Source organism: Bradyrhizobium sp. USDA 4501, from assembly GCF_054062115.1.
The window spans coordinates 9,079,368-9,092,272 of the sequence record NZ_JBSSEX010000001.1 but is presented as its reverse complement, the minus strand read 5'-3'; the positions used below and the strand labels follow the sequence as shown (position 1 = coordinate 9,092,272).

13 protein-coding genes are annotated in these 12,905 nt (G+C 66.3%); 5 read left to right on the top strand and 8 right to left on the bottom strand.

Going from position 1 to position 12,905, the window contains the following annotated elements:
* Positions 1-2: 2 nt before the first annotated feature.
* Both ACVWZM_RS42495 and ACVWZM_RS42490 read right to left on the bottom strand, forming a co-directional pair.
* The gene (locus ACVWZM_RS42495; RefSeq protein ID WP_456814381.1) at positions 3-2,240 is read right to left on the bottom strand and encodes a CHASE3 domain-containing protein; all 2,238 of its coding nucleotides are present in this window, start codon (positions 2,238-2,240) and stop codon (positions 3-5) included.
* 19 nt (positions 2,241-2,259) lie between these two features.
* Positions 2,260-2,664 (bottom strand): response regulator, encoded by a 405-nt coding sequence (locus ACVWZM_RS42490; RefSeq protein WP_026192708.1) that lies wholly within the window; start codon positions 2,662-2,664, stop codon positions 2,260-2,262.
* Positions 2,665-2,844: 180 nt separating this feature from the next.
* Here ACVWZM_RS42490 and ACVWZM_RS42485 point away from each other — a divergent pair, with 180 nt between their 5' ends.
* Positions 2,845-3,741 (top strand): DMT family transporter, encoded by an 897-nt coding sequence (locus ACVWZM_RS42485; protein ID WP_076832182.1) that lies wholly within the window; start codon positions 2,845-2,847, stop codon positions 3,739-3,741.
* Positions 3,742-3,808: 67 nt separating this feature from the next.
* On the opposite strand, the gene ACVWZM_RS42480 is transcribed toward ACVWZM_RS42485, so the two are convergent.
* A complete protein-coding gene (locus tag ACVWZM_RS42480; RefSeq protein WP_456814382.1) occupies positions 3,809-4,369 on the bottom strand; it encodes a BA14K family protein in 561 nt (186 codons plus the stop codon).
* A 269-nt stretch (positions 4,370-4,638) separates the two neighbouring features.
* Here ACVWZM_RS42480 and ACVWZM_RS42475 point away from each other — a divergent pair, with 269 nt between their 5' ends.
* A complete protein-coding gene (locus ACVWZM_RS42475; protein WP_057019975.1) occupies positions 4,639-5,049 on the top strand; it encodes an NADH:ubiquinone oxidoreductase subunit NDUFA12 in 411 nt (136 codons plus the stop codon).
* Positions 5,050-5,422: 373 nt separating this feature from the next.
* Here the strand turns inward: ACVWZM_RS42475 and ACVWZM_RS42470 are convergent, their stop codons facing one another.
* Positions 5,423-6,109 (bottom strand): DJ-1/PfpI family protein, encoded by a 687-nt coding sequence (locus tag ACVWZM_RS42470; RefSeq protein ID WP_057019976.1) that lies wholly within the window; start codon positions 6,107-6,109, stop codon positions 5,423-5,425.
* Positions 6,110-6,249: 140 nt separating this feature from the next.
* Between ACVWZM_RS42470 and ACVWZM_RS42465 the strand changes: the two genes are divergently transcribed.
* Together ACVWZM_RS42465 and ACVWZM_RS42460 are read left to right on the top strand one after the other, a co-directional pair.
* Entirely contained in the window at positions 6,250-7,188 is a 939-nt protein-coding gene (locus ACVWZM_RS42465; RefSeq protein WP_229162640.1) for a GlxA family transcriptional regulator, read from the top strand.
* 122 nt (positions 7,189-7,310) lie between these two features.
* Positions 7,311-7,529: a hypothetical protein gene (locus ACVWZM_RS42460; RefSeq protein WP_456814384.1), complete on the top strand. Its 219-nt coding sequence runs from the start codon at positions 7,311-7,313 to the stop codon at positions 7,527-7,529.
* A 247-nt stretch (positions 7,530-7,776) separates the two neighbouring features.
* On the opposite strand, the gene ACVWZM_RS42455 is transcribed toward ACVWZM_RS42460, so the two are convergent.
* The 4 genes from ACVWZM_RS42455 to ACVWZM_RS42440 form a co-directional block, all read right to left on the bottom strand.
* Positions 7,777-8,211 carry a hypothetical protein gene (locus tag ACVWZM_RS42455; RefSeq protein WP_229193149.1) on the bottom strand — a complete coding sequence of 145 codons (435 nt, stop codon included), beginning with the start codon at positions 8,209-8,211 and terminating at the stop codon, positions 7,777-7,779.
* Positions 8,212-8,325: 114 nt separating this feature from the next.
* The gene (locus tag ACVWZM_RS42450) at positions 8,326-9,549 is read right to left on the bottom strand and encodes an SLC13 family permease (RefSeq protein ID WP_253590372.1); all 1,224 of its coding nucleotides are present in this window, start codon (positions 9,547-9,549) and stop codon (positions 8,326-8,328) included.
* 164 nt (positions 9,550-9,713) lie between these two features.
* A complete protein-coding gene (locus ACVWZM_RS42445; RefSeq protein WP_076832230.1) occupies positions 9,714-10,655 on the bottom strand; it encodes an alpha/beta hydrolase in 942 nt (313 codons plus the stop codon).
* A gap of 111 nt (positions 10,656-10,766) precedes the next feature.
* Positions 10,767-11,546: an SDR family NAD(P)-dependent oxidoreductase gene (locus ACVWZM_RS42440; RefSeq protein ID WP_456814386.1), complete on the bottom strand. Its 780-nt coding sequence runs from the start codon at positions 11,544-11,546 to the stop codon at positions 10,767-10,769.
* 246 nt (positions 11,547-11,792) lie between these two features.
* Between ACVWZM_RS42440 and ACVWZM_RS42435 the strand changes: the two genes are divergently transcribed.
* Positions 11,793-12,794, top strand: a complete 1,002-nt coding sequence (locus tag ACVWZM_RS42435; protein ID WP_076832233.1) for a DUF2155 domain-containing protein — start codon at positions 11,793-11,795, stop codon at positions 12,792-12,794.
* Positions 12,795-12,905 lie beyond the last annotated feature (111 nt).

The following is a 12,905-nucleotide window of genomic DNA, read 5'->3' as shown; positions in this document are numbered from 1 at the left end:
CATCACTCGCCGAGCGCCTGCTGCAGCATGCTGGCGAGCTGCGCCTTGCGGTAGGGCTTGGCCAGCAGCAGCACGCCCTCGTCGAGGCGGCCGTGATGCACGATCGCGTTCTCGGTGTAGCCCGAGGTGTAGAGCACCTTGACGCCGGGGCGGCGTTTCTGCACCTCGTCGGCGAGCTGGCGGCCGTTCATGCCGCCGGGCATGATCACGTCGGTGAACAGGAGGTCGAACTTCTCACCCTTGTCGACCAGCGCCAGCGCGGCGCGGGCGTCGGGCACGGCGATGGTCTTGTAGCCGAGCGCGCCTAGCTGCGTGACGACGTAGTTGCGCACCAGCTGGTCGTCTTCCACCACCAGGATGACTTCGCTGCCGCGCCGCACCGGCTCCGGCGGGGGCGCCTCGACCTCGACCTGGCCGCGGGCGGGGGGCAGATAGAGCTTGATCGTGGTGCCGTGGCCTTCCTCGCTGTAGATCTTGATATGTCCGCCGGACTGCTTGACGAAGCCGTAGACCATGCTCATGCCGAGGCCGGAGCCCTTGCCGACTTCCTTGGTGGTGAAGAACGGCTCGAACACCTTGTCCTGCACCGCGTGCGACATGCCGGTGCCGGTGTCGCTGACCGCGAGCAGCACGTAGCGGCCCGGCGTGATGTCGGGATTGACAGCCGCATAGGCGTCGTCGAGCACGATGTTGCTGGTCTCGAACAGCAGCTTGCCGCCGTTCGGCATCGCGTCGCGGGCGTTGATCGCCATGTTGAGCAGCGAGTTGGCAAGCTGCGACGGATCGATATGGACGCTGGCGACATCGGGTGCCAGCACCGAACTGATCTCGATCTGCTCGCCGAGCGTCGGCCGCAGCAGCTTGGCGATGTCGACCACGGTGCCGTTGATGTCGACGGTGCGCGGCTCCAGCGGCTGGCGGCGCGCGAAGGCGAGCAGATGCTGGATCAGCTCGCGGCAGCGCTCGGCGGCGCGGTCGATCAGCTCGGCGGTTTTCGCGAGCTGCGGCTGGGCGCGCAGGCTGTCGACCAGCGTCTCGGTGGTGCCGGTGATGACCGTCAGCATGTTGTTGAAGTCGTGCGCGACGCCGCCGGTCAGCTTGCCGATGGCGTCGAGCTTCTGTGCCTGCTGCAGCTTGTGCTCGGTTTCGCGCGAGGCGGTGATGTCGTGATAGATCAGCGCCGCGCCGGTGATGGTGTCGTCGCCATCGCGCAGCGGCCGGCCCGACACCACGAGGTGAATCTCCGGCGCGCCGCGCACCGGCTTGGCGACGAATTCCAGCCCGTCGAATTCCTCGCCGCGCAGCGTCCTGGCCGACGGCATGTCGTCGGCCTGCATCGGCGTGACGCCGTCGGACTGGAACACGTTGCTCATGGCGCGCAGCTGCCGGACCGTCATGCCCGGCTTGTAGCGCAGCATCTTCTCGGCGGCCGGGTTCGACAGCAGCACGGTGCCGGCGCTGTCGATCACCAGCACCGCCTCCGCCATGGTGCGGAAGGTGGTTTCCATCACCGAGGTGGAACGGCGGAGCTCTTCGAGCGCGGCACCGAGATCCTTGGTGCGATCGGCGACCTTGCCCTCGAGCGACAGATTGGTCGCCTTGGTCGCGCTGAGCGCGCCCTGCAGTTCGCGGCTGGCGCGCCGGGCCGTCAGCGTCAGCGCGATCGCGAGCAGCAGGATCATCGCCACACCGGCGAGATCGATCATCAGCAGCAGCCGTCCATTGGTCTTGGACTGGTCGGTGCGAATCCGGAGCAGGCGGCGCTCTTCGGTGACCAGGCGGTCGAGCGCCGCGCCGACCTTGTCGGTCAGCGCGCGGCTCTCGCCGGCGGAGACCAGCGCCGCGGTGCCGGCCGTGTCGCCCGCGCTGCGCAACCTGATCAGCTCGGCGCCGAGCGCAATGGCACGCTGGACCTCGACCCTGGTGCCCGTGATCAGCTGCGCCTCCTCGGGGGCCGACGTCACCGCCGCCATCAGATCGTCGAAGGCCGCGGTGAGGGCTGCGCTCTGCTCGCGAAACTCGTCGGCAAAGGACGCATCGCCGGTCAGCGCGAAACCGCGCGCCGCGCTCTCGACGCTGCGCGGCAGCTGACGCGCGTCCGAAATGCGCTTCAGGATGCTGAGCGTGCGATCGACCGAATCAATCTCGCTGCGCGACTTGACGTCCAACCCGATCGACGCCGCGCTGATGACGAGGAGGATCGCAAGGCCGCTGCCGAGAATGAGACGCTGGGAAGCCATCGACGATTAGTACGAGCAATTATTTCGAAAGACGAGCGGAAGGTGCATACTTCGCAAGACATTCGTTAACGGCGGCAATCAGCGCCTGCGGGGTGAACGGCTTGCGCAGGCAGGCGGACGCGCCGAGCTCGATCGTCATCCGCAGGAAGTCCGGCGCGCGATCGGCATTGGCGAAGGCATAGCCGGACATCGCGATGACGGGAATATCGGGGGCACGCTCGTGGAAGACGCGGATCGCCTCGAACCCGCGCATATGCGGCATGAAGACGTCGACCAGCATGACGTCGAAGGTGGCCTGCTCGAGCGCGCGCATGCCGGCTTCGCCGCCATCGGCGACGGTGACCTCGAAGCCCTGGCGTTGCAGACACACCTCGATGGCAACGCACACCATCGGGTCGTCATCAACCACGAGAACGCTCGGCACGATGCATCCTCTTTCTAACGGCCTCGCGTGCCGGCGACTCGCTTGGCCTGTTCGTCAATTAAGGCGGAACCTAGACGGAAAGTCTGTATCATAGAATGCATATGCTGTTTGCTGACAAGCAGATTTCCAGCTAGCCGTGACACATCACCTGTATTTGTCCATCCCCTTTACGACAGGTCCATGACCGCAGTTCCCATCGCCGGCCGCGCCCCGCTGTCACCGCTTGGCGTCGCATTCCTGGTGGTCGCCTCGATCGGCTGGGGACTCAACTTCCCGATCATGAAGTTCCTGCTCACGGAGTGGCCGCCGCTGTCCGCGCGCGGGCTGTGCGGCGTGGTCGGCGCGGTTGCGCTCGGGCTGGTCGCGCTGGTGCGGGGACAGACGCTGCGCGTGCCCGACGGCATGTGGTTGCGGCTTGCTTTGGTGTCGACACTGTCGATCGGCGGCTGGGTCGCGTCCATGGGCCTCGCGCTGATCTGGCTGCGGGCCAGCGAGGCGGCCGTGCTCGGGATATCGATTCCGGTGTGGGTCGCGCTGGTGGCCTGGCCGGTGCTCGGCGAGCGTGTGTCGCTGCCGCGTGCGCTTGCGCTTGCGGTGGCGCTCGCCGGGATCGCGGTGCTGATCGGCGGCGGCGGCATCGACGCAAGCCTCGGCAAGCTGCCGGGGATTCTGTTCGCGCTCGCCGGCGCGGTCTGCGTCGGGCTCGGCACGGTGCTGACCAAATCGTTCAAGCTCGCGATGCCGCCGCTGTCGCTCGCGGCCTGGCAGCTTGCGATCGGCTGCGTGCCGATCGCAATCATCGGCATCATGATCGAGCAGCCGCAGCTCGCCGCGCTGTCGCAGTTCGGCTGGGCGTCGATGATCTACATGACGCTGATCCAGTTCTGCCTTTGCTATGTCTGCTGGTTTGCGGCGCTCGAGCGATTGCCGGCGGCGACCGCGTCGATCGGCACGCTGCTGGTCCCCGTCGTCGGCGTGCTTGCGGCAGCGGCGATGCTGCGCGAGCCGCTCAGCACGAGCGACATCGCAGCGCTCGTGGTGACGTTCGCGGCCGTCGCGGTCGCCTTGCGCACATAAGACTTGCGTACATGAAAAAAGGGCGGCGCTGGCGCCGCCCTTTTGCAATCAAGAATTCAGGCCTTCATTACGGGCAGGGATGCCGCCGGCCGTCATAGCCGAGATAGGTGCCCGAGGCAGGATCGTAGGACCTGTAGCGCTGCGCGCAGTAGCTGGCGCCGCCGCCACTCGGCACCTCCACGGCAACAGACGGTTCATCGTAATAGCCGTAGCTGTCGTCATAATAGCCGGGGCCGTAGCCATAGCCGGAGCCGTAATACGCGCCCGAGGCGAGGGCGCCGCCGACGACCGCACCGGCCACCGCGCCGGGCCAGAACCCGCCGCCACGATGATACCCGCCGTGCCAGCCGCCACCGCCGCGCCAACCGCCGCCGCCACCACCGGCCCAGTGACCGCCGCCACCGCCGCCGTGCCAGCCGCCGCCACCGCCGCCGCCCATGGCACCTCCGCCTCCGCGGCCGCCGCCAAAGCCGCCGCCACCACCACCTCCGCCGCCGCCAACGTGGCCGCCGCCGCCCATCGCACCCATCTGTGCGGCAGACTGGGCGAACGAAACGGTCGGCGCCACAGCCAACGGCAGCGCAAGCGCCAGAGCCGCGGCGGTGCTCAGAACCTTCATATTGATCATTTTGGACTCCATCAAAACGGTGAATGTCTAACCATCTCTGTGGTCGGACGTTCCCGTGCTCCACATTGATTGTGGGTCATCTTCGCGTAGCCGGCGGCTCATGTATGGCAGCTGAACAAAACTCCTCGTGAGCGCGTCATTTGGTCGCCAAACGGGTGCATAAACCGGGGGCTGTCCGAGGGGTGCGGGGCTACCTTGGCGGCGGCTGGACATTTGGGGAATGAGGTGGCATCAGAGCCGCATAGTCTCGAACCGACGACCGGCCACGCATGAAACAATTCCTGCTGAAATTCTTCACCTGGTGGAATGGCCAGACCTTTGGCACGCAATTGTGGACCTCGCGATTCGGCGAACTGGTCGGCGAGGACGAGCAGGGCAACCGCTATTACCGCACCAAGGGCGGTGAGATCGACCCGACGCTGCATTTCGAGCGCCGCTGGGTGGTCTACAACGGCTACGCCGAAGCCTCCCGCATTCCGGCCGGCTGGCACGGCTGGCTGCATCACACGGTTGATGTGCCGCCGACCGAGGAGAGCTACCAGGCGCGCGAATGGGAGAAGCCGCATCTGCCGAACCTGACCGGCACCGCGCAGGCTTACCGCCCGTCCGGCTCGACGCTGGCGAGCGGCCGCCGCCCCAAGGCGACCGGCGATTATCACGCCTGGACGCCGGGAAGCTGACTTTGACGCATTGTTGTTCTGACGTGCACGTGCGTAACGACGCGCGTGCATCGCACACGCGCCCGGCAGCGCAAGCGCGCGCCTGTGAACAACGGTAACAGCGGGGACAGGTGGGCTGCAGCCGATGCTGCCCGCTTGCGCCGGGCGCGGGTTCGCGGCTCAATAGGGCCATCTTACGGAGATGGGAAACCATCGCGTCGGATCGGGCTCCAGATCGCGACTGTCCCGATGTGCAGCGGCCTCCGAGTTGGATGCGGCCGGGAGATAGGCCCCCGGTACAGACGTCCTGAAATCGCCCGCAAATGTGAGGCTACCGTGAGACAGGAAGGGCCGCTCGGGAAACCGGGCGGCCTTTTTCTTTGCGGCGATCAGGTCAGGACAGCCGTGCCGCGGCACGGCCCATCAAGTCGGCGCGGCGCGCCTGCGACGGCGCGATCCGCTCTTTCATGAAAGCGAGGATCTCGGCCGGTGCGGTCTCCGGCGAGCCCGCGTTGAACGGCGGGGCCGGGTTGTATTCGAGCCTGAGCTGGATCGCTTCCGCGGTCTTGCGGTCGACGAGCTCCGACACCAGCGTCAGCGCGAAGTCGATGCCCGCGGTGACGCCGCCACCGGTGAAGCGGTTGCGGTCGACGCAGACGCGCGTCCTGGTCGGAATGGCCCCGAAGCCCGACAGGAAATCAATCGAGCTCCAATGCGTGGTGGCGCGATAGCCCTTGAGCAGGCCGGCCGCGCCGAGCACCAGCGATCCCGTGCAGACCGACGTGACGTATTTCGCACCCTCGGCCTGCTTGCGCAGGAAGGCCAGCATCTCCTCGTCGCCGACCATGTCGTCGGTGCCGAAGCCGCCGGGCACGCAGATCACGTCGAGCTGCGGGCAATCGGCAAAGGTCGTGGTCGGCGTCAGGACCATGACGGAATCAGTCGGAACGGGTTCGATGCGTTTCCAGATCAGATGCACCTTGGCGCCGGGGACCGAGGAGAACACCTGCAGCGGACCGGTCAGGTCGAGCTGGGTCACCTTCGGGAAGACGAGCAATCCAATCTGCAGGGGTTCGGTCATCGGGGGCTCCAAATAGCGCTTGACGGAACCACGATGGCATGATGGCCTCTCGTCCAAAATGGCGTATTTCCCTCATTTTCGGACGAAGGCTCCTGAGAGAGGGCTGCCAGGAAAGTAACGTCACCCGCGAGGATTTGGCGATGATCGGCATCCTGATCTTTCCCGACTTCCAGCTGCTCGACGCGGCCGGGCCGATCGCGGCCTTCGAGATCGCGGCGCGCTTCGCCAACAACGCGCCGGCGATCAGGACGCTTGCCGTGAAGGCAGGACCGGTGCGCTCTTCGTCCGGTGTCGAGATGCTCGCACGCGGCTTCAAGCCATCGACGGCGATCACGACGCTGATCATTGCCGGCGGCAACGGCGTGCGCACGCCGGCGACCTGTCCAGCCACGCTGTCATTCGTGCGGCGGATGGCCGGCCGCGGCATTCGCGTCGCCAGCGTCTGCTCGGGCGCCTATGTGCTGGCCGAGGCGGGCCTGCTCGACGGCCGCCGCGCCACCACGCATTGGCAGCGCACGCCGCATTTCGTGAAGACCTATCCGAAGATCAAGCTCGAGCCGGACCAGATCTTCGTCCGCGACGGCAATATCTGGAGTTCGGCCGGCATCACCGCCGGCATCGACCTCGCGCTCGCGATGATCACCGAGGACTATGGCGACGAGGTCGCGCAGAACACCGCGCGGCAACTCGTGCTGTATCATCGGCGCAGCGGCGGGCAGTCGCAGTTTTCCTCGCTGCTGGAATTGAAGACGCCGAATGGCCGGTTCGGGCCGCTGCTCGCCTGGGCGCGCGAGCATCTCGATGCGCCGCTGACGGTCGAGGACCTCGCCGACAAGGCCGGGATGAGTTCGCGGCATTTCACCCGCGCCTTCATCGCGGAGACCGGCACGACGCCGTCGAAAGCGGTCGAGCGGCTCAGGATCGAAGTCGCGCGGCAGCGCGTGCAGTCGTCGGGCGAGGCGATCGAGCGCGTCGCCGAGATCACCGGCTTCCGCGATCCTGAGCGGATGCGCCGCGCCTTCATCCGCGCCTTCGGCCAGCCGCCGCAATCGCTACGGCGTGCGGCGCGGGCCGGGTAGGCGCGTTTGGGACAAGCTCGTTGTCCGATTTCACGCGATCCATGTCGTCTTTGCAGTGATGAACCTGACGAGGGTTCCCGTGACCCACGTTAAGTGGGCATTGGGGACCCGAGGAGGTTCTAATGACAAAGCATCGAACGATTACCGGGTTCGTGGCTGTCGCCCTGCTGGCTGTCACCGCGACCGCCGCGACCATCAAGTCGCACGCGCCCCGGACCGACGGCATTGCCGTCGCCGGCACGGACACGCTCCCGGCCAAGGATTTCATCGATCGCTGGTCCGCGATATCCGATTTGCCTCCGGCAACGGACATGACCGGGCGTGCAACTGACGCACGTTAAGGGCATGGACGGAGGTCCGGCCGGTTCGAGGACGCAGCCCGTGCAGAGATCACTCGTCTCGCAACAAAAAATGCCCCGCCGAAGCGGGGCAAGATGTTGAACGACTTAGTCTTGAGCGACTTGGTCTTGAATAGAACTAACGGTTCCGCCGCGCCGGAATAGCGCAGTCATTCACCAATACAGGATCAGCCCACGATCGCAGAGATCCACGGATGCTCTGATCGCGAACCGTGCTTCAACCGAAAGATCACTGGCCCAATGTATCGGTTGCGATCTTCTTCTTGAGTGCTTCGCAGGTATCCCTGACCTCCGCGGTCATCAGCGAGACGGCTTCGATCTGCAGGAAGAAGCGCTTGCCCTGATCGCGGTAACCGGCAGCGAACTCCTTGATCTCCGCGATCATGTCATGAACGCCTGCGACCATGACCTCGCAGTTCTTGGCGGCCAGTTGCAGTTCCGATCCAAGGGCCTCGATCTCTTTCACCGCCGCTTCATATTCGCGCACGACCGCCTCGGCCGACAGCTTGCCCACCTCGTTGACGCCGTTGCGATGCTCGACATAGTCCGGCATCGGCGAGAGGGGCCGGATGTTGCTGCGTGGTCGATGCGAAGTCACCGTGTTGATTTCGTCCTCCATCTGCTCCGACGGAGCGCGGGCGAGGACTTCTGCACTAACACTCATGCGAACTCTCCATAACTTGTTACGGCGAATGGAGTTTAGCAATGTCAACGGAATTGTCTCGATTTTCCACAGTTTTGAGGTAAGTGCAATTGTGCACTGCAGCATTGTGTTGCGTCAATGTGGCGCGTCGGGATGCCAGCCAAGCAGTGCGAGCATCACAAAGAAGCCGACGACATAGGCCGCCATGATCGGCCAGCCCTGGGTGATCCAGCGGACCACCGATTTGGCTTCCGGGTACATGTTGGACACCGCAACGCCCGCCGACGAGCCGAACCAGACCATCGACCCGCCAAATCCGACCGCGTAGGCGAGGAAGCCCCAGTCATAGCCGCCTTGCTTCAGCGCCAGCGCGGTCAGGGGAATATTGTCGAACACCGCCGAGACGAAGCCGAGCCCGAGCGCGGTCTGCCACGATGCGGTGGGCAATTTTTCGACCGGCATCATCGAGGCCGCCGTCACCAGCGCGAGCAGGAAGACGGTGCCCTTCAGCGTCTCGGGCATCACCGACCAGTCCGGCCGCCGCAGCACCGAGGTGACCAGGATCGCGGCCCAGACCGCGAGCCCGAGCACGGGCAGCGTATCGAGCAGCGCGGGGAACTTCAGATTGGCCGTCACATTGGCCGTCAGCGCGGCGAGCAGGATCACGGCCACGATCGCAATCCGCGCCCAGTCGATTCTGAGGCCGGACGGTGCATCCTTCACGATCGGGGAAAAGCGGTGCTGTTGCAGGGAGGCCGGCACCGCAAACACCAGCATCGCGACGATGGCTGCGACATAGGCCTCCACGACCGTGAGCGGGCTGATGCCGTCGATCCACATCATCGTCGTCGTGGTGTCGCCGACGACGCTGCCGGCGCCGCCGGCATTCGATGCGGCGACGATGGCCGCGAGATAGCCGATATGGACGCGGCCTCGGAACACGTGGCGGGCCACGGTGCCGCCGATCAGCGCGGCCGCGATATTGTCGAGGAAGCCCGACAGCACGAACACGATCACCAGCAGGATCAGTCCGCCCTTCCAGTCATCGGGCAGCAGCGCCGGCATCTCGTCGGGAATGCGGCTCTCCTCGAAATGGCGCGACAGCAGCGCAAAGCCCATCAGGAGCAGGAACAGGTTGGCGAGCGTGACCCACTCATGCTCCATGTGATGCGCGAGACCGGGCAGGCCGGCGCCGAATTTCGCAAAGCCCGCGAACAGCAGCTTGTAGGCGACGATCGCGGCAAGGCCCGTCAGCGCCACCGCGAGCGTGTGGTGATGGAAGATCGCGACGCCGAGCAGCGTCAGCGCGAACAGGATGAAATCGAGCGGGATACCGTAGACGAGGAGTGGCGTGAGCAAGTCGATCTCGATGGCTGGAGTGCCCGGCGGCGTGAAGCGCTGACGGCGGCACTATCGCGCGGCGTGGGGAACTTCAAGGCGCACTAACGCCGCAAGAGGCTCGCGATGCGCTCGCGAGCCCCGATCGGGAACGACGCCAGCCACGTCGCCGCGAGTCCGATTGCTCAGCCCAGCGTCTTCAGCCAGGCGCTGATCTCGGTCACCGCGATATTGGCCTGATTGAGCAGCTTGCCCATGGTGAAGAAGCCGTGGAACTGGCCGGGAAAATGCCGGTAGGTCACCGGCACGCCGGCGTCCTTGAGGAATTTCGCATACTCGTCGCCTTCGTCGCGGAGCGGATCGGCGCCGGCGGTCAGCACATAGGCCGGCGGCAAGCCGGCAAAGTCCTTCGCGCGCGCCGGCGAGGCACGCCAGTCGTTGTTGTCGGCGTCACCGAGATAATGGTTGGCGAACCAGCCGATCACCGAATGCGTCAGCAGGATGCTGGTCTCGGGCTCGCGATGCGAGGGATGCTTCCGCGAGAAATCGGTCGCGGGATAGATCAGCAGCTGGGCCGCGAGCTTCGGCCCGCCGTCGCGGGCGGTCAGGGCAACCACCGCCGCGAGGTTGCCGCCGGCGCTGTCGCCGCCGACGATCAGGCGCGCGGCGTCGATGCCGAGATCCCTGGCATTGGCGGCGACCCATCGGGTCGCGGTGATGGCGTCATCGACCGCGGCGGGGAAACGATGCTCGGGCGCGAGCCGATAATCGATCGAGATCACGATCTGCTCGCCCTCATGGGCAAGCTTCTGGCAAACCACCTCATGGGTATCGAGGTCGCCGATCACCCAGCCGCCGCCGTGGAAGAACACCAGGCAGGGCGCGAGCCCGTCTTTCTTGCGCAGCGTGTTCGGCGTGTAGATGCGGGCAGGGATCGTGCCGTGCGGCGCCGGGATCGCGAGCGGTTTGCTCGATTCCAACGCGGGAGGCTCGGGATTGGAGACGACGCGGGCGGCTCGATAATAGTCGCGCGCTTCCGGCGCGGTCAGCGTCTCATAGGCGGGACGGCCGGCCTCCTGGAACGCCTTGTAGACGGCAGCGGCATCGGGATCGAGAACGACGGGCATTGGGAGGACCTTCTTTTGGTGATGTCAATCCGGGGCGATGCGAAGCATCGAACCCGGAATCTCGAGATTCCGGGTCTGGTGCTTGCGCACCATCCCGGAATGACGGTCGTGTCAGGCGGCGGTGCGGCCGCCGTCGACGGTGTAGGCGGAGCCGGAGACGTAGCTCGCCTCGTCGGAGGCAAGAAAAGCGACGATGGAGGCGACCTCGCTTGCGAGACCGAGCCGGCGCGCCGGGATGCGGTCGACGATCTTCTCGATCGGCGGCGGCGCGTTGCCGCCGGAGCGGCCCTGCAGGATCGTGCTCAGCATCCGGCTCTCGATCATGCCGGGGCAGACGCAATTGACCCGCACGCTGGTGCCGGTGCATTCCCAGGCCGCGCTCTTGGTCAGCCCGATCACCGCGTGCTTGCTCGCGCTGTAGACCGCGATCATCGGTGATCCCATCAGGCCCGCGATCGAGGCGGTGTTGATGATGCTGCCCTGGTTCTGCTTCAGCATGACCGGCAGCACATGCTTCATGCCGAGGAAGACGCCGACCACATTGACGTCGAGCACCCGGCGAAAGCTCTCCAGCGAATATTCGGGGATCGGCCTGATGTCGCCCTCGACGCCGGCGTTGTTGTAGAAGGCATCGATGGTGCCGAAGTGGTCGACGGCGGCGCGGACATAGTCCTTGACCTCGTCCTCGTCGGTAACGTCGGCTTCGATTGCGAGGGCCTCGGCCGAGGCGGGCAGGTCCTTGATGGCGGCCTTGAGATCGGCGCCCTTGCGGTCGACTGCGACAATCCGCGCACCCCGTTCGGCGAGCAGTTGAAGCGAGGCGGTTCCGATGACGCCGGCAGCCCCGGTGACGACGGCGACCCGGCCGTCGAGCCTGATGCGATCGGGCATGGTGGGTTTCCTCTGGCTGGTCCGGTTCGATCCGGATTTTCCTGGTTTTCACGCGCGGCGGCGTGCCTTCAGCGTGAGGACTATCACACGTGTTCCCAGGAGTGACCAGAGGCTGCCCAGTGGACCGGGGAGGGGTGGCCGGGTGCCCTTTCCCCGCCGTATTCGGCGTGTTAACCGGTGGCCTGCGAGCGGCCGATATCAAGGTAGACTGTCGCGAGCCCGATTCGCCCTTTAAAGCCGCGCGAGATGCTTCGAACCGTTGCCCTGACTGGCTTTGCGGCCCTGGTTGCCGCCTCAACCATCTCGCTTGCGCCGCCCGCGCGCGCGCAGATCGGAACGATTTTCTCCGATCCCGCGCCGCGTCCGCCCGGTGCGATCCCGCGTGGTCAGCCGGCCCCTCCCAGCGACGACGACGAGGAAGTGCCGGAATTGCCGCGCGGCCGTCTGTTGCCGACACAGCCGCGGGCGCTGCCGCCAGGCCAGGCGGTGCCGCCGCCCGGCAGCGTGCAGTCGCAGCCGCTGGCGCCGCCGCCCGGCTCGACGGTGGCTCCGCAGGGCACCCAGCCCGGTGTCGCGGTGCAGCCGCCGCAACCCGGCGGTCCCGCCGTCGCCAATACGCCGCCCGGCGCCAACCCGCTGCCGCCGGGGCAGCGTCCCAAGGGCACGCCCCCAGGCACCCCGCCGCAGACGCCTGCCACGTTGCAGCCGGGCGACGAGGTCGTGCAGGAGCCGCCGTCGACCAAGATCACCAACAAGAAGGCGAGCTTCTCCGGTCTCGACAAGATCACCGGGCGCATCATCAATTTCGACGAGGATATCGGCGAGACCGTGCAGTTCGGCGCGCTGCGGGTGAAGACCGATGCCTGTTACACGAGGCCATCGACGGAAGCCGCCAACACCGATGCCTTTGTCGAGGTCGACGAGATCACGCTGCAGGGCGAGGTGAAGCGGATCTTCTCGGGCTGGATGTTCGCGGCGAGCCCTGGCCTGCACGGCGTCGAGCATCCGATCTACGACATCTGGCTGACCGACTGCAAAGGGCCGGACCAGACCATCGTGACCGCTGCGCCCGACCCGCCGAAGGCGCCGACGCCTCCGCCACCGCCGGCCCAGAAGCGCGCGCCGCCGAAGCAGGCCGCGCCGCGTCCGCCGCCACAGCCGCAATACCAGCAGCAGCAGCCGCCACCTCCGCCGCCCCAGCAACAGCAGCGGCCGGGCGGGTTGTTCGGCGGATTGTTTGGGAACTAGCAAGCACGGCGTAGCCCGGATGGAGCGCAGCGAACTCCGGGTTTCTCTCCGCGGAGAGACTTGTCCCGGATTGCGCGGAGCCTGTCATCGGGCGCGCGTTCGCGCGACCCG